This is a genomic window from Aliirhizobium wenxiniae (assembly GCF_014201355.1).
Classification (GTDB): Bacteria; Pseudomonadota; Alphaproteobacteria; order Rhizobiales; family Rhizobiaceae; genus Neorhizobium; species Neorhizobium wenxiniae.
On sequence record NZ_JACHEG010000004.1, the window covers coordinates 291,157 to 306,517 of the forward strand.

A 15,361-nucleotide genomic window follows, 5' to 3' on the forward strand; every position below is an offset into this window, starting at 1 on the left:
ACGAAATTGCGCACGAGTGTTTTGCGGCGTCTTGGGAAGAAATGAATTTTCTGAAAGACGCTCCAGCAGAGCGTTCCGGAATGGAAAAATGGCATGCTGCTATTGTTTCAGACCTGACCAGAAATCTCGGGTGCCCGGATTCAGCATGCTTCGGAAGCGCAAAACCGCTTCGATTATTTTATGGACGTTTGGATGAGTTTTAAAGGTGCAACGGCAGATGACTGATACTGAAGATAAAAATTCAGACGGCCTCCAGTCCGTCATCCTTACGATGAATATTATCGAGCAGGTCGTCCGCACTCCCAAGGGCGTAGGTGTGACCAGCCTCGCCAATACGCTCGGGACAAGCAAAAGCCGAATCCATCGCCATCTGCAGACGCTTGTTCAGCAGGGATATGTATTTCAGCAGGATGATTCCGAACGATATGAATTAGGCTCCAAGCTGCTATCTCTCGGCCAATCCGTTTTTGACAATATGGGGCTTATTCGTGCCTCCAACGATCCGCTTCTCGATCTTCGGGATGCGCTGGGCCACTCTGCTGTCGCATCGCAACTAACGCCGGAAGGCATGCTTGTCATTGCGACCGTTCCTGGGCGGGCTTCGATCGAAATCGGGGTTCGGGTCGGATCGATCCTCTCGTTTCACGGGTCTGCTCAGGGCAAAGTCGCAACTGCCTTTTCTTCGCAGGCTTTCCAGGCGCGCGTATTACGAAACCGGCTTGAGCTCTTCACCCCTGAGACAATCGTTTCGCCGACCGTGCTGGCGGAAGAATACGAAGTTATCCGGCGGCAGGGCTGGGCAGTTGCGCCCAATCAGGCCGCTCTCGGTTTGAACACGCTCGCCAGCCCGATATTCAACGCAGCCGGCATGGTTTGTGGCGCTGTGGGCATCGTCGACATGATCCAGTTCCTCGGCGAAGTTCCGTCAGAAGAACATATTGAAAAGACGAAGAGCACCGCCGTGCGAATTTCGCGGCTTCTGGGGTATTCGGGCTAGCAGATCTCTTGGCTCGCATGAACAGTGTGAAACCAGGTGACACCGATTTTCGCGAACACCGTGGGCGAACAATTCACTCGGTCCAGGTCCGGCTTTCTATGAATTGGGCGTGCCCCGTCAAAACAAGCTGAGCGGTATCGTTTCGCCGATACGGGTCGTATCTCCGCCCAGATTCGAAGATGAGGCAACCTGTCGGCTCATACTGTTCAAATTACGGAAAACGGAGAGATTCGAATTTCCTGCGGTCAGACCCGCTTAGCTATTAGATGCAACGTAGGTCAATCAAACCGCGATGAACGGAAATTGCTTTTCGCATTGCGGGAATGGTGTCGTTTCCCTCGCGAAACAGGTTGATAACGATTGCAGCTGCTAGCTCTGCCTCAGGGCTTTGTTTCTCAACTTTAGCTTGATCGATCCATTCGCTGAAAGCAGCATCAACGATGGCAAGCTCGGTCGGGCCGAACGTCTTCTCTAGAAATGTTTTCATGCTATGCATCTTGTCCTGATCGCCGGGGATGTGGGTCGGGAAGGCGGGTTCGTCAAGATCGATCACGAACCTCTTATCCCGTCTACTTTCAGGTTGCCGCCAGCATATCCATAGCCGAGCAAGGTTTTTCGAGTTATCGCCCCAAGCTTGGAAAAGCTCCGCACATTGCCGTTTTTGTAAAGCAAGAGCTCAGGTAAACGGATGCGCCGGACGTACTAATCGCTCATTCGGCCTGCAGCAAAAATAACCGAGATGAGACCGGCCGCCAAGCTGACTGCGACAAGGCAGCTGGGTATGCCGGTGTCGAAATTGCGCAAAACCAGACTTGCAATGATGAGGGCTGCACCAACCGTCATCGTCCAATTACCGGTTAATTTGAGAATATCTTTCATGGATCTCTCTCTTGAAAAAAGAGTTTATCAAGCGCGGCATGACGTCGACGACCAATTTTGGCAGATGGTTTGTCGTTATCACGCAGCAATCGGACTTGAGGATCTGAGGTGGTCGCTGATCGCGGCCCTCAGTTCGCCAACCGTTGCAAAACGCCGATCATCAAGATCGATGACATGAAACTTCACAGCTATAAAACGCAGCTTCCCGCTATCTGGAATGGCTATGCCGACCGGCAAACCACCATGCTCAATAACTTGCTTCTGCATGTCCTTCACTCCTATCTCGCAATCTTTCTTCAATGTTCTCGGCCGTAATGGGCGCGATACACATCTGCATTCGCGAGTGGAGGAGGCATCGGGAAACGGACGAACCCACAAGCAGGCTGGTTGTGGCTTGGGCTGCAGTGCTGAAGCTTTTCATGTCCGATTTCCATTCGTTCTGTATTCGCTGTCCGCAAATTACCGGATCACGTTATCTGCAACGAGGCAAATTAATCTATCTTTCTGGTAGATTTTGGATGAGCTTTCGCCGACGCGACGTGACCGCCCGCCTATCTTCTAGAAGCGTTAGAAATGTAATGAGGTCGGTTATGATCCAGACGCTTGTCATTCCGGGTTTGAATGGCTCTTCCGACGAGCATTGGCAGCGACACTGGGTGCGCGAACGAATATCCTCGTCGGTCGTGGAACAGGAGAACTGGACCTGTCCGGTTCTTGCGCACTGGCAGGCGAAGCTCGATGAGGCGCTGTCGAACACCGATGGCGCCTTTCTCGTTGCACACAGCCTCGGTTGCCTCCTCGCAGCGAGCTATGCCGGCCGCCGTGGGGCAGGCCTTATCCGTGGCGCGCTGCTGGTCGCTCCTTGTTCGTTGGAAACAACCCTGCAGATGCATCCCTGCATGATTGATTTCGGTATCGAACCGCTTGAGCGTCTTCCCTTTCCAAGTCTCGTTGTCGGTAGCCTCAACGATCCCTACATGAGTGTTCCGCAGTTGGAACGTCATGTCAAAGCTTGGGGAAGTGATCTGGTCACGATCGGGTTTTCCGGCCACATCAATGTTGCAAGCGGTTTTGGGCGCTGGCCTCAAGGATATGATTTTTTTGAGCGGTTGGTGCGGTCATCAATGGTTCCGCAGCCGTGGCCGTCGGCTGCCACGTCTCGCTCTGATTTGGTCCGCTCATCCACTCTTTAGGTGACATGATTATCGGGCACTCAAAATTGGAGGTTCGTATCGGGAATCTTGCCGTTGAGGTGAAAATCGCCGACGGCATGATACCAGTGCACCGGATCATCAACTGGATGGTTCCCTGCGTTGTGCCAATGGCGATCGAGATTGAGCGTTTCGTCTGTCGCGGATGCTCCTGCAAGCTCGAGTAGCGTATTGGCTGCCTCCAGCGCGGCCTCCGCCGTGAAGATTTTAGCGGCAGCCACTGCAACCGAGGCATCCGACGCAGCTGGAATAGACGGAGACACCTGGGCGACGTCTACCTTCCTGCCTGCTCGCTCGACCAGGGCTGCTGCTGCTTCTATCTTGATGGCAACCGATCCTGTTTTGGCGATGGCCCAAGGATCCGCGTTCGTGCTCTCGGCATCAATGTTGGGATTGCCGCGTGACCGTGTTCCAACGAAATCCAGCATGTCGGCGAAAGCTGCACGGGCGACCCCGAGATCGACGGCGGCGTGGAGCAATTGGCCAAGTGATCCGAGCGTGCTCGACTGCTGTAAAGCCCGGTCGTGAGCTATGACGGAGTCGGCGGATACATAGATGTTGTCGATGATAACGGTGCAGCCCGCAGTCGTTTTTTGACCAAAGCCTGCCCGATCGCCCATGATATCAAGGCCTTCGGTTTGGCGCGGTACAATCGCCATCACGGTACGATCCTCGGGGTCTTGCGCGATGATGGCAATCCAGTCGGCAAACAAGGCGCTTGTGGAGTAATATTTCTGTCCGGAAATACGATATCCGACCCCATCGGGTACCAGGCGCGTAGTGATGGCACCGGCCGCTTCGATATTTTTTTCGGCAAATGCATTCGCGAAATGATCGCCGGCCAGTGCCCTGGCAAAGAAAGATCGCTTCTGCTCTTCGCTTCCTGCGAGCCGAAGTACCTCCAGGATGTGGAAATGGTTTTGAGGGATTTGGCCTATCGAGCTATCTACTTCCGACAAGAGCGCAACTACTTCTGCCAAAAACGGATTGGAGATATCGGCTCCGCCATATTCTGTCGGAACACTTATGCCCAAAATGCCGGATTGAGCGACACGCTCCAGCGTGTGATGGGAGAGGATACTTTGCCGGTCATGACGGTTGGATTCGGTGCGAATTTCATTCGCTAGCGCCTTTGCAACCTCAATCGCTTCATCTTCGGTTCTGATATAAGGGGAAACGGCCCTGAGCGTTCCTGCCAAGTTGATGACCTTGCTCATCGCACCCTCCTTCACAAGGGCAACATTCAGCCATGGTCCTGATCGCGATTGAAGGAACAAAGCTTCAAATAACCTAACTAGCTGAGCGTTTTTTTCTCTCAGCGACGCACCGCGAAGTTAATCAGTCATGCAAGCTTGTTCTTGGCCGCTTTGCGCAGCAGCGCGTTCAGACTGGGAACGTCTTTCCCGCGAGGTCACTCCGTCACCCTGTTGCGAAGCCGGCCCTCATCCAACAACAGCTTTACCGTCTTCGCTGCATTTGTGCGCATCTCGATGGCTGCGTGATCGGAGTAGAATGCATTATGGGGCGTGATGACAAGAAGGCCTGCGAGCCAATCCTCGCGGTTGCGCCATGCTTCCAACAGAGGGTGATTTCCCGGCGGTTCATGCAGTAACGTGTCGATTCCTGCCGCTGCGATCTGCCCGCTCCGAAGCGCTGCTTCGAGCGCATCGAGATCTTCGATCAATTCGCCTCGCGCAGTGTTGACGACAATCGTGCCGTGTTTCAACCGGGCGAGGCCTTCGGCATTGAGAATACCGCGCGTCTGCGCCGTTGCCGGGCAATGAAGGGTTACGATATCCGACTGGGCGAAAAGTTCATCCAGCCGCTCCGCACGTTGATAACCGATCGCCTTCTCGTGCCCAGGCGGCTGGCCGGGATCGTAACCAAGGATGTGAAAGCCGAAAGGCTTCAATCTGTTGATTACTGCAGTCCCTATTCTACCGACGCCAATGACACCAACCGTGGCTCGGTTCGAGCGGAGAAGCGGCTTGAGGCTGTGGATTTGCCATCCGGATTTATGTCCGCGCGCGCGCTCGTCATGTTCCCAAAGACGCCGATGCAGCGAAAGGATCATCGCAAGCGCGTGATCAGCAACTTCCTCCGTACCGTAGTCGGGATTATTGGCAAAGGGAATGCCTGCAGCGGCAAGTGCCGCAAGATCGATCTTTTCGTAGCCGACGCCATACCTGACTACGCCCTTGCAGCGGCTGAGGTGTGTCACCGTTTCAGGGCCGAGCCGCGCACCCCAAGTCATCAGTGCATCAAGCCTCGCTAGACGATCGGGATCGAATGATGTTTCGTCAGTGCTGGCGAAAAAGTCGATCTCGACGTCATCGCCAAGCACTTCCGCTTCCAGATCGGGCAGGCCGATCATGTGATCGGTAATCCCGACCACGTATTTCCTACCCGTCATTCTGATCTGCCTTTGCGGCACTGGCATATCTTCCTGATGGGCAACCAACCGGGCACCATTGCCTATTCCGCTGCCATCGCCGCAGAGAACGAGCGGGCACTGATCAGCAGCGAAGCTTCTGCGAGCGCCTGGTTCACCCGTCCAAGAATAGCGGACGAAGGAGCACCATCTACGAAGTCACGGCCCGAAGCGTAGATCGCGGTCGGCACCACGAAGGCTTCGAAGAAAGCGAAGAGCGGGCGCAACTGATGTTCGACGACGAGCGAGTGGCGATCTCCTCCGCCCGTAGCTGTCAGAACGATCGGCTTACCGCGCAGGTCAGAGGGGTCGAGCAGGTCGATGACATGCTTGAAGAGGCCTGTGTAGCTTCCCTTGTAGGTTGGCGAGCCGATGACGAGCGCTTCGGCCTCAACAATCGTTCTAATTACTTTACGGGCGGCTGGATCTAGATCCGTGACCGATCTGGCGGTCGCCAGCGACGGGCCGAGGTCCTCTACATCGAAGACCACGTGCTGCAAACCGGCTTGCCCCGCCAACGCCTCCGTCACATTCTCCACGAAGCGTCGCGTACCTGAAGGCCGCGAGATGTTGCCCGAGAAGCCGACAATAAGATTGTTACCCATTCAAATCCCTTTCAGAAATGCGGTCACAGGCTGTTAGCCGTCAGTGAATTTTCTTTTGCTTGCTCAGGCGGTCTTGAGGATCGCAACATTGGTCAGATCGCTAGACCGGCCGGCATCGCTTCTTTTCCATTTATCGAAAGCGGCGCGTCCAAGAATGGAGATGGTCGTATCTTCCTGCGGCGCGTGGACCAGTACGGATTGGATATCCCGGAAATGACGTTCAAGGCCTAGATCCGAGCTCAGGCCCGGATTGCCGATGCCGCGTACTGCAATCTCGACAGCGTCCCGGATCTGTCTACCGGCAAGTAGTCTTGCCCTTATCAGCGCTTCCGCGTCGTCACTATTGTGAGCCAGCGTGCCGAATATGATCTGGCGGGCACCTGAAACGGCCAGATCAATTTCCCCTGAGAGCGTCACGAACCGCTCTGTCCGGGCGATGGGATGGCCGAGATTGGCGGGTATGCGTTCATGTGCGAACTGGATGAAAACAGCTTGGGCCGCTTCGGCTGCGCCGAGATAGATAGCAGTCAATGCCAGATTGATAGCTGCATGCGCACGGTTATCCTGTTGGGCGATAGAAGGATCTACCAGGTCCAGCGCGTTTTCTGCCGGAATTTCGACATCCGTGTATGCGACGTCATGCGACCCGGTCGCCCGCATGCCGAGGCTCTTCCAGTTCTCGATGACCTCGATACCCGGAAGGCCGTTTGGCACGACAAAGGTTCCGACGCGCGCCGGCACTTCGTCCGTATGGGCCCAGACGAGAAAGTGAGTCAGGCCATGGGCACCTGTCACGAAACGCTTCCTGCCGGAGATCGACCAGCCTGTTACCGTGCGGCGTGCGACCGTTGCGGGCAAACCGCCGCGGGCGGGCGAACCCAGTTCTGGCTCCACGCGAGCGGCGTTGAGCAACAGCGGCCGTTGCTTGGCTTCGTCCAGCAGGCGCCTGTAAAGGCTGTCCGGCCAATGGTTTTTTGTTGCCTGACCGAGATGGTTGAATATCGTCATGGCGCTGATCAGAGCCACCGAAGGATCGCCTCGACCAAGTGCTGCCAGAATATGAGCGGCATCGCTTAGCGTTGCTCCTTCACCGCCATAGCGGCTGGCCACGGTGCTTTCCAGCAAACCCGCCTCATGAACCGCACGGATACCTGCCCAGGGGAACTGGCCGGTCTGATCCGCATCGGGTGCGGCGTCTGCAAGGATGCGTGCAGTAGCATCGAGGAGAGTTGGATCATATGACATGCGGTTCTGGACTTTCCGGATTGCGGGGAACACGTTCCCCGAAGACGCTACTGAGTTCGCGGTTTTACCTTGCGGGGGTGAGGGGCCTGCATAACGCCTTGACCTTCAAGGCTTACGCAGCCGTTTTCCGCTTGGCCTCTTCCCGCTCGCGAATGCCTTCGCGCACGAGTGGAAGCACGTAGCGTCCGTAATCGACAGCATCGTTGTAATTGTCATAGCCTCTGATCGAGATCAGATCGGCGCCGAGATCGATATAATCGAGTATCGAGTCCGCGATCGTGCGCGGTGAACCCACAAGTGCAGTGGTTGCGCCGCTGGCATTGGTTGCTGTGACGGTTGGATACCAGAGGGCGCGGTCATGCACATCACCGCGTTTTGCGATTTCCAGTAGTCGCTGCGAGCCGACATTGGCCGGTGCTGGAGCGTTTACCGGAGCGCGATGAAGGCCCTTCTGGCGGTTCTCATTCAACTGGTCCAGAATCTTGTGCGCCTTTTGCCACGCAAGTTCATCGGTTTCGGCGACGATGGGACGGAAGGTGACCCAGATGCGCGGGCGATCTGTCCGGCCGGCCTTCGCCGCTTCCGCATAGATTCGTTCGATCTGCTGTTTTGTTTCGGCAAGCGGTTCGCCCCAAAGGCCGAAGATATCGCAGAGAGAGCCACCGATACGATAGGCCGCGTCCGACGACCCGCCCAGTGAGATCGGGATCAGCCCGTTGGTTGGACGCACGGCACTGCGGAACTGCTTGAACTGGTAATATTTGCCGTCGAAATCGAAGGGCTCCCTTGATGTCCAGGCCAGGCGCAGGATGCGGATATACTCTTCCTGCCGTTCGTAGCGCTCTTCCTTGTTAAGGAAATCACCCTCGCGTGCCTGCTCCTCATCGCTGCCGCCGGCGATAAAGTGGACAACGACGCGACCACCACTCAGTTGATCGAGCGTCGCAAGCGACTTGGCCGCAACTGTCGGGTAGACGGTGTTGGGTCTCAGCGCCACGATGATCTTGATGTTCTTCGTATGCGCAAGCACCGTTGCACCAAGCGTGAAAGGATCAAAAGACGACGAGGAATAGGGGATCAGCGTGTAGTTGAAGCCGTAATCATCGAGCGAGCGGGCATAGCGCTCGAGGAAACGTGGATCCACAGGAGCATCGGGAATGGGGTTCAGATCATTCGACGCATTGGGAAAGCTTACGCTGATAAATTCCGCGGTCATGTGAGCTCCTTGAGTTTGGCAGCCGATGCGGAAAGGTTAAGCAGCGGCAGATTGATGAGGAAGACAGGTCGTTCTTTTTCTATGGAATATGTAGAAAATATTCTCTGCGGCTGATGGTGCTTTAGACGGTGCTACCGTGACCTTCACCGTGTTTAGTGCTGCAGGGCGGGTGACCAGTCGAATGCCGGGGCAACGGTTTGGGCAAGGTCGCTCAATAGCCGGATGTTTTCGGTGAGCCCGAAGGCCGGCGGCAAAAAGAGGACCAGCTCGTCAGCCGCGCTGAGACCTGGATCTTTAAAGACGGATTCGATCACCTGATCGGGCGTTCCCTGAAAAACAGGAGAAATGAGTGCGCCGGCTGGCTGGCTGGCGGGTGCGAGCGCGCCCTTGGGACGTGATGCGGCGATGCCATTGGTACGACGATCCAGATCATACGCGGCATATTTTTCGCGAAGCTCGGCGGTTGTGCCAACAAGAACAGAGGCGGCGACGGCTACTGGCGGCGGCTCGGTCGTCCAGATTTCCCGCCAGGTCGCACGATAGGCTTCGATGATCCGAGCCTGATATTCGCCGAAGGTCTCGCCTTCGGCCTGATCATGCAGCACCGTCCCGGAAATCAATCCGATACCGAGTTCGGCCGCCTGGATGGCTGAGCTGAGGCTGGCTGAACCCTGCCGGATACGGCTACGCAGAGTAGGGCTATGCGGGGTGACGCGCAATTCGGCTCCCAGCGGCGCCCCCTGAACGGGCTCGGTAACGGTATGCAGGATTTCGCCGGAAACGGCGGACAGAAAACGTGCCTGACGGCGTTTGGCCTCCGTGCGGGCGTCGGTGTCGACGATGCCGAAGACCGCATCGAAAGCTCCATTGGCTCCGGTCGAGATCGCAAGCTCAAGCCGGCCACCGATCAGGAGGTCTGTCGTACCGGCAGCTTCTGCGAGAAGGATCGGATCCTGATAGCGCATCGGGATGACGGCTGATCCGAGCGTGATATGCCGCGTATGCTGGCCGACGGCTGCGAAAAAGGGAAGCGGTGAGGAGAGGTAATGATCGAAATGACGCTGATAGGCCCAACCCGACTGGTAGCCCAGTTGCTCGGCCTGCCTGAACAGTTCCAATCCGTCGCGCAGGCCCTGTGCTGGTCCTGCATCGTCATTGAACGACACGCGTGTGTTGAAACCGAGCCGCTGCTTGGGGCGGAACGAGCCGGGTAGGCTTTTGGTCGGAACGGCGATGGTCATGCGATCTGTTCCTTTCTGAAGACTTCCCGAGGTTTCTGCTGGGTGGTGTTAACCGGATTGGCAATGCCCGCCGGGATCGATTCCAGGAGTGTCGCGGTGTACGGATGCTGCGGATTGCCAAAAATATCCGCGACGCTGCCATGTTCGACGATGCTGCCTCGCTGCATGACCGAGACGGTATGTGCGAGCTGGCGGACAAGTGCGAGGTCATGCGAGACGAATACGTAGGTGAGGCCCAGCTTGGCCTGTAGAGACAGAAGAACCTCGACGATATCCGCCTGGACACTGACATCGAGCGCCGATGTCGGTTCATCGAGAACAATCACATCGGGTTTGAGGACAAGCGCTCTTGCGATTGCCACACGCTGCCTTTGACCGCCTGAAAGTGCACCCGGCTTGCGGTTAAGCAGGTGTTCAGCCAAGCCGACATTGGCGAGCGCCTCGCGCACCCGTTCCGCACGTTCTTTCGGTGTTCCGACTTTGAACCGGTCCAGAGGTTCGCCCACCAGATGCTCGACGGTCCAGGTCGGATCGAGTGAGGTGAAGGGGTTCTGATAGACGAGCTGGAGGTGCCGCCATACCGCACGCAATGATGCGTGCGAGCGGCCGGACAGTCTTTCACCAGCAACTGAGATCTCGCCCGCATCCGGCTCTTCAAGCCCTAGCAACAGCCGGATGGTTGTCGTCTTGCCGGAACCCGACTCTCCGACCAGTGCATGAGTTGTACCGGGAGCGACGGCAAAAGAGATATCGCTTACAGCTGTCAGTATCTTGCCGTCGACCGTAAAGCTCTTTGTGACTGCGTTGACCTCGATCTTCGGGGCTTCGCCGGCACTGCGTAAACGCAAGCCCGCCTCCCTTAGCCTCGCGTAGCGATCCGGATTGAGAGCCGGTACATCGGCATGCAATTTCCGCGCATAGGCCGAGGCCGGTAACGAAAACACAGAGGACGTTTTTCCTGCTTCCTGCACCACACCATTCTTCAGCACGACGAGGCTGTCCGTCCTTTCGGAAGCTATGGCGAGATCATGGGTGATGAGCAGCAGGCTGATGTTCAGATCATGCTGCAACTTGGAGAGAAGATCGAGAATCCGCTTCTGGATGGTTACATCGAGTGCGGATGTCGGCTCGTCGGCAACCAGAAGCGCTGGCCGAGGCAGAACGGCAAGCCCGATCAGAACACGCTGCAGCATGCCACCGGAGAGCTGGTGGGGGTAGGAAGAGAAAACCCGCTGAGGATTTTCGAGCCCAACCTGCGCGAAGGTTTCGAGTATGAGAGCCTTGCGGATTGTCGCATTTGGCTCGTCCGTCAGCTCTGCCGCTTCCATCGCCTGTGCGCCGATCGTGCGCACAGGGTTGAGGGCATTACCGGGATCCTGAGGGACAAATCCGATCTGGCGTCCGCGTAGAGCTCGGAAACGACGCTCGGGAAGGGCCAGCAGGTTGTCTCCACCAAACCGGACGGCGCCGGAGGCTGTCGCACCGCTCGGCAACAGCCGCAGAATGGCGCGGGCAATGGTCGATTTTCCGGAGCCGGACTCGCCGATCAGAGCGAGGCTTTTGCCGCGTCCGAGTTCGAACCCAACATCGTGCACGACATCCTGCCGTCCATAGGACACCGACAGATTGTCCACACTCAGGAGAGGGGTGACGGGTTGTGGCGCCGGAGCGACCGTGATTGCGCGAATGAGAGCGGCGCTCAGTCTGTCTTGCGAAGCCATCGGCTGATCCTGTTCACTGAGAGGACGGTTACGATCGTGATGAAAGCGGGCGCATAAACGAGCCACGGCCATTTGAGGTAATCCTTGCCGATCGAGATCAGCAGGCCCCAGTCTGAGGCAGGCGGCGGGTCGCCATATCCAAGGAAGGCAAGGCTGGCGATTACCAGGATGGACTCGCCGAACTGCAGCACCGCAAGCGGCAGCACCGAGCGGGAGGCATTCGGCAGGATATGCCGCCAGAGGATGAACCAGCGCGACCCGCCGGAAAGGAACGCGGCCTCGACAAATGTCGCCTGTCTGGTCTTGATGACCTCTGCGCGGGTGACGCGTGCAAAGATCGCCACCGCCGATACGCCGGTTGCTATTGCCGCATTGATCGTCTCGAAGCCGATCGCGGTGACAACGATGACGGCGAGCAGAAATTTCGGGATGGAAAGCAGGACATCGACGAGACGAGCCAGAACGACATCGACCCAGCCACCAAGGAAACCTGCCAGTAGCCCGATCAGGCCACCGGCCAGAACGCCGATCACCACGGCAACCAGCGCGCTCGATACAGAGGAGGCTGTGCCGTAGACAACACGAGCGTAAAGGTCGCGCCCTAGGTGATCTGTGCCGAACCAGTGCTCGGCACTGGGGCCAAGCAATTTGTCTGCCGGAACACCGACGACCGGACTGTATGCGGTGAATAGCTGCGGCGCGATTGACCAGGCAATGATGGTCGCGGTGATCAAGAAGGAGAGCGCAACAATCGGCGGCATTCGAAGCGCTTCCGCCCAGCCGCTTCGGCTTCCGCGTGAAAGTGTGGAGTTCGCGACAAAGGTCATGGCGTCACCACTCTGGTTGGTCCGATCGATGTCTCGTCCGCGGTGGTCGGCTGGCGTTTCTGCCCGCCCAGAATTTTCACGCGCGGATCGAGGAGGGGGTAGAGAAGGTCCGCAACGAGATTGACGAGAACGAAGATCACGGCGCCGAGCGAGACAATTGCTTGCAGGACGGGAAGGTCCTGTGTGCTGACCGATCGTTGTACGAGACTGCCGATACCGGTTCGCCCGAATACCGTTTCTGTAATCAGAGAACCGCCGAGAAGTTCGCCGATCGTAAGGGCGATGACGGTGACGACGGGGAGCGAAGCCGGCTTCAGCAGGTGGCTTGCGAAGAGACGTGCCTGTCCGATGCCGCGGCTGCGGGCCACAGTGGCATATTCCTGCTCCGCCTCCTTATCCAGATTGGCGATCAGGACTTCCGCGATCTGTGCGGAAATCGGGATGCCGAGTGCTATGGCAGCAAACAGGGTAGCCCAGAAACTGTCCGGATTGATCACTCGGAACAGTCCGAGCTGGAAACCGAACAGATGGATCAACACCAGGCCGATGACGAAATTTGGCACCGACAGAAACAGCGAGGGAAAGCCACGCAGCAGGCCCTGCCCGTATCGCTTGGGAACGAAGCGGGTGCCGTAAGCAACAAGCATGGCCAGCACCAGTGCTACGGCGAGACCCGCCGACGCCAGAATGAGCGTCGAGGGCAGGACCTCGGCAATCAGCGTCGAGACCGGCCGGTTGGACCGCATCGACATGCCGAGGTCGCCGGTCAGGAAGCCGGACAGCGAATGCCAGAGCTGGACGATGATCGGCTTGTCCAGCCCCTGTGCGGCGATGATCTCGGCGATTTCTTCTTCGCTGAAGCCGTTCTGCGGGTTGCGCAGAACGCTGGTGATCGGATCGCCGGGAAGGATGCTGACGACCACGAAGGTGAACACATAGGCCAGCAGGATGACGACGACCGCCTGGCCGAGCCGTTTTGCGGCATAGGTTAGGTAGGCATTGCTCATGCCGGTGCCTCGCATTGGTTGGTTGCTTTAAGCGTCAATCGGCGATGAAGGCCGTGTAGTAGCTGGCATAGGCAACGCCGTTATAGACCTCGCCTTTCAGCGTCGGCGACTGCACATAGATGCGCTGGACGATCTGCGTGCGCGGGATGAAATATCCCTGGTCGAGAACGTATTGCTGCAGGTCATTCAGCAGCGGATTGCGTTCATCGAAAGTGCCTGCACCCGCAATTTTGTCGCGCAGTTCGTTGAGCTTGGTATCGCGGTCATCGAGCGCGAACCAGTTCTCGCCATTGTTGGCATTTGTCAGAATGCCGGCAACCGTTCCTGCGTCGATGAAGCTGCGTGTGACTTCGTATGTCGGGATGGCAGGGCCGCCATATTTCACCTTCTCTCCATACGTCACGACGTCATAAGCACGGATGGCGACCTTCCAGCCAAGCTTGCCGAGCTGCTGGGCGATAAGCTCGTCGACCGACTTGGAGGTGGCGAGATAGGGGTTGGAATGGAGCGTCAGCGTCAGCGCTTTGCCGTCCTTGGTGCGAACACCGTCGGCACCTTTCGTCCATCCCGCCTCGTCGAGCAGCTTTTCTGCCTTGTCAGGATTGTAGGCTAAAAGGCCGCTCTGGTCGGTTGCGCCGGGCACGTTGCTCTGGATGAACGAGGTCGGCAGCTTCCAGTCGGGCGTGTAGACCGTGTCGATGATTTCCTGACGGTTGATGCCGGCCTGCAGCGCCTGGCGAACCTTTACGTCGTCATAGGGGGCGATCTTCGTATTGACCGCCCAGCCATTGACGAAACCGAGATAGCGCGGCGTTGCGATCGTGTAGCCTTCTTCCCTGAGCGACTTCAGCTCCTGGGGGGAAGCATTATAGGCGACATCTGCCTGACCGGACTGGACCGAGGCAACCCGGAGAGAGGGTTCTGACACAAGCTTGTAGGTGATACTGTCGAGAAAGGCCGGACCGGTATGGCCAACGGCGGCCGGCCCCCAGTTATAATCCTTGCGCTTGACCAGCGTAACGTGATCGCCTTCCTTCCAGCTCTCGACCACATAGGGTCCGCTGCCGGCAGTCTTGCTCAGGTCGGCTTGCTCGGAAGCCGGTTGTGCCAGGCTTTTGGGCGATACCAGGATCGAGCCGTGATAGCCAAGCGTCGGGATAAAACCCAGTGTAGGTTTCTTGAAAAAGACCTTGACGGTGGACGGGTCGATAACTTCGGCGCGATCGTAAGTCTTGGGGAAAAGGCCGATGGGGTTGATACCCTCGTTTTTGCGCCCCGCATACCAGATGTCGAGATTGGCAACGACCGCGGAGGCATCGAGCGGCGCGCCATCGGAGAAGGTCACCCCGTTCTTGAGATGCAGCGTGAATTCCGTTGCATTGTCATTCTGCTCCCAGCGTTCTGCGAGCCAGGGACTGACCTTGCCTTCGGCATCGACATAAAGAAGCTTGTCGGTGACGTGCCCCCAGATATGCCCCTGGAAGCTGGAGATGGCGCTGTTGTTGGGAATCCAGGTATCGCCGAGAGAGTCAATCAGGAAGGTTATGTCACCACCATCCTTCGGTGTTTCTGCGGCCTGAACCGGAGCGAAGCCCGCCGTCGAGACCAGAAGAGCCGCTGCAACCGTAGCCGATATCGTGATCAGCAGGCGCCGCCGGGAGAGGTTGAGAAGAGAAGATCGTTCGGTCATTGGGTGATCCTGATGTTTCGGGGCGTAGGTTGTGTTTTCGATGTTCTGCGAGTGCACATGCTGGTCCGCGATGAGCGGAAATTGTGCGCGTCAAACCGTTGCCGCTGCGGTTCCGTGCCGAGCGGGCGAATAGAAAAATGTAAATTCCGATGAATGGACTTCGGCGCAGCCGCTGTTAGCCGGTCCTGCCAGGCAATCTCGCGCGCAGAGCGCGCTCGGCGCTACATATTCCGTTCATGACGCGGTCCTCCGTTGTTCGGCAAGAAGATCATGACACACAGCCTATCAGCA

At 57.4% G+C, this 15,361-nt stretch carries 15 protein-coding genes; 2 read left to right on the forward strand and 13 right to left on the reverse strand.

Annotated elements, in window-relative coordinates:
* Nucleotides 1-217 precede the first annotated feature (217 nt).
* The gene (locus tag HNQ72_RS18925; protein ID WP_183994213.1) at nucleotides 218-997 is read left to right on the forward strand and encodes an IclR family transcriptional regulator; all 780 of its coding nucleotides are present in this window, start codon (nucleotides 218-220) and stop codon (nucleotides 995-997) included.
* 262 nt (nucleotides 998-1,259) lie between these two features.
* Here the strand turns inward: HNQ72_RS18925 and HNQ72_RS18930 are convergent, their stop codons facing one another.
* From HNQ72_RS18930 to HNQ72_RS18940, 3 genes are all read right to left on the reverse strand, one after another.
* Entirely contained in the window at nucleotides 1,260-1,550 is a 291-nt protein-coding gene (locus tag HNQ72_RS18930) for a hypothetical protein (protein ID WP_244654449.1), read from the reverse strand.
* Between the two features lie 149 nt (nucleotides 1,551-1,699).
* Nucleotides 1,700-1,876, reverse strand: coding sequence for a hypothetical protein (locus HNQ72_RS18935; protein WP_183994215.1), 177 nt, complete (start codon nucleotides 1,874-1,876; stop codon nucleotides 1,700-1,702).
* 78 nt (nucleotides 1,877-1,954) lie between these two features.
* A complete protein-coding gene (locus HNQ72_RS18940) occupies nucleotides 1,955-2,143 on the reverse strand; it encodes a hypothetical protein (protein ID WP_183994217.1) in 189 nt (62 codons plus the stop codon).
* A 152-nt stretch (nucleotides 2,144-2,295) separates the two neighbouring features.
* On the opposite strand from HNQ72_RS18940, the gene HNQ72_RS18945 reads away from it, so the two are divergent.
* Nucleotides 2,296-3,069: an RBBP9/YdeN family alpha/beta hydrolase gene (locus tag HNQ72_RS18945; RefSeq protein WP_244654450.1), complete on the forward strand. Its 774-nt coding sequence runs from the start codon at nucleotides 2,296-2,298 to the stop codon at nucleotides 3,067-3,069.
* A gap of 20 nt (nucleotides 3,070-3,089) precedes the next feature.
* Here the strand turns inward: HNQ72_RS18945 and HNQ72_RS18950 are convergent, their stop codons facing one another.
* The 10 genes from HNQ72_RS18950 to HNQ72_RS18995 all read right to left on the reverse strand — a co-directional run bounded on the left by HNQ72_RS18950 (nucleotide 3,090) and on the right by HNQ72_RS18995 (nucleotide 15,070).
* Nucleotides 3,090-4,304 carry an SfnB family sulfur acquisition oxidoreductase gene (locus HNQ72_RS18950; RefSeq protein ID WP_183994219.1) on the reverse strand — a complete coding sequence of 405 codons (1,215 nt, stop codon included), beginning with the start codon at nucleotides 4,302-4,304 and terminating at the stop codon, nucleotides 3,090-3,092.
* A 194-nt stretch (nucleotides 4,305-4,498) separates the two neighbouring features.
* On the reverse strand, nucleotides 4,499-5,500 hold the full coding sequence (locus tag HNQ72_RS18955; protein ID WP_183994221.1) for a C-terminal binding protein: 1,002 nt from the start codon (nucleotides 5,498-5,500) through the stop codon (nucleotides 4,499-4,501).
* A gap of 62 nt (nucleotides 5,501-5,562) precedes the next feature.
* Complete coding sequence (msuE, locus tag HNQ72_RS18960) at nucleotides 5,563-6,123, reverse strand: FMN reductase (protein WP_183994222.1); 561 nt, start codon at nucleotides 6,121-6,123, stop codon at nucleotides 5,563-5,565.
* A 63-nt stretch (nucleotides 6,124-6,186) separates the two neighbouring features.
* Complete coding sequence (locus HNQ72_RS18965) at nucleotides 6,187-7,368, reverse strand: acyl-CoA dehydrogenase family protein (protein ID WP_183994224.1); 1,182 nt, start codon at nucleotides 7,366-7,368, stop codon at nucleotides 6,187-6,189.
* A gap of 112 nt (nucleotides 7,369-7,480) precedes the next feature.
* Nucleotides 7,481-8,584: an LLM class flavin-dependent oxidoreductase gene (locus HNQ72_RS18970; protein WP_183994226.1), complete on the reverse strand. Its 1,104-nt coding sequence runs from the start codon at nucleotides 8,582-8,584 to the stop codon at nucleotides 7,481-7,483.
* A 152-nt stretch (nucleotides 8,585-8,736) separates the two neighbouring features.
* Nucleotides 8,737-9,825, reverse strand: coding sequence for an LLM class flavin-dependent oxidoreductase (locus HNQ72_RS18975; RefSeq protein ID WP_183994228.1), 1,089 nt, complete (start codon nucleotides 9,823-9,825; stop codon nucleotides 8,737-8,739).
* Entirely contained in the window at nucleotides 9,822-11,546 is a 1,725-nt protein-coding gene (locus HNQ72_RS18980; RefSeq protein WP_183994230.1) for a dipeptide ABC transporter ATP-binding protein, read from the reverse strand. Before HNQ72_RS18980 ends, HNQ72_RS18975 begins: the two co-directional genes overlap by 4 nt.
* Nucleotides 11,525-12,373 (reverse strand): ABC transporter permease, encoded by an 849-nt coding sequence (locus tag HNQ72_RS18985; protein WP_183994232.1) that lies wholly within the window; start codon nucleotides 12,371-12,373, stop codon nucleotides 11,525-11,527. The genes HNQ72_RS18980 and HNQ72_RS18985 overlap by 22 nt, the downstream gene beginning before the upstream one ends.
* Nucleotides 12,370-13,380 carry an ABC transporter permease gene (locus tag HNQ72_RS18990; RefSeq protein WP_183994234.1) on the reverse strand — a complete coding sequence of 337 codons (1,011 nt, stop codon included), beginning with the start codon at nucleotides 13,378-13,380 and terminating at the stop codon, nucleotides 12,370-12,372. Before HNQ72_RS18990 ends, HNQ72_RS18985 begins: the two co-directional genes overlap by 4 nt.
* A 34-nt stretch (nucleotides 13,381-13,414) precedes the next feature.
* Nucleotides 13,415-15,070, reverse strand: coding sequence for an ABC transporter substrate-binding protein (locus tag HNQ72_RS18995; protein WP_183994236.1), 1,656 nt, complete (start codon nucleotides 15,068-15,070; stop codon nucleotides 13,415-13,417).
* Between the last annotated feature and the right edge of the window lie 291 nt (nucleotides 15,071-15,361).

Excerpts from the sequence above, each read along its gene's own strand:
- HNQ72_RS18925 (WP_183994213.1), top strand. The coding sequence starts at position 218 with ATGACTGATACTGAAGATAAAAATTCAGACGGCCTCCAGTCCGTCATC.
- HNQ72_RS18935 (WP_183994215.1), bottom strand. The coding sequence starts at position 1,876 with ATGAAAGATATTCTCAAATTAACCGGTAATTGGACGATGACGGTTGGT.
- HNQ72_RS18940 (WP_183994217.1), bottom strand. The coding sequence starts at position 2,143 with ATGCAGAAGCAAGTTATTGAGCATGGTGGTTTGCCGGTCGGCATAGCC.
- HNQ72_RS18945 (WP_244654450.1), top strand. The coding sequence starts at position 2,296 with ATGTCCGATTTCCATTCGTTCTGTATTCGCTGTCCGCAAATTACCGGA.
- HNQ72_RS18950 (WP_183994219.1), bottom strand. The coding sequence starts at position 4,304 with ATGAGCAAGGTCATCAACTTGGCAGGAACGCTCAGGGCCGTTTCCCCT.
- HNQ72_RS18955 (WP_183994221.1), bottom strand. The coding sequence starts at position 5,500 with ATGACGGGTAGGAAATACGTGGTCGGGATTACCGATCACATGATCGGC.
- msuE (WP_183994222.1), bottom strand. The coding sequence starts at position 6,123 with ATGGGTAACAATCTTATTGTCGGCTTCTCGGGCAACATCTCGCGGCCT.
- HNQ72_RS18965 (WP_183994224.1), bottom strand. The coding sequence starts at position 7,368 with ATGTCATATGATCCAACTCTCCTCGATGCTACTGCACGCATCCTTGCA.
- HNQ72_RS18970 (WP_183994226.1), bottom strand. The coding sequence starts at position 8,584 with ATGACCGCGGAATTTATCAGCGTAAGCTTTCCCAATGCGTCGAATGAT.
- HNQ72_RS18975 (WP_183994228.1), bottom strand. The coding sequence starts at position 9,825 with ATGACCATCGCCGTTCCGACCAAAAGCCTACCCGGCTCGTTCCGCCCC.
- HNQ72_RS18980 (WP_183994230.1), bottom strand. The coding sequence starts at position 11,546 with ATGGCTTCGCAAGACAGACTGAGCGCCGCTCTCATTCGCGCAATCACG.
- HNQ72_RS18985 (WP_183994232.1), bottom strand. The coding sequence starts at position 12,373 with ATGACCTTTGTCGCGAACTCCACACTTTCACGCGGAAGCCGAAGCGGC.
- HNQ72_RS18990 (WP_183994234.1), bottom strand. The coding sequence starts at position 13,380 with ATGAGCAATGCCTACCTAACCTATGCCGCAAAACGGCTCGGCCAGGCG.
- HNQ72_RS18995 (WP_183994236.1), bottom strand. The coding sequence starts at position 15,070 with ATGACCGAACGATCTTCTCTTCTCAACCTCTCCCGGCGGCGCCTGCTG.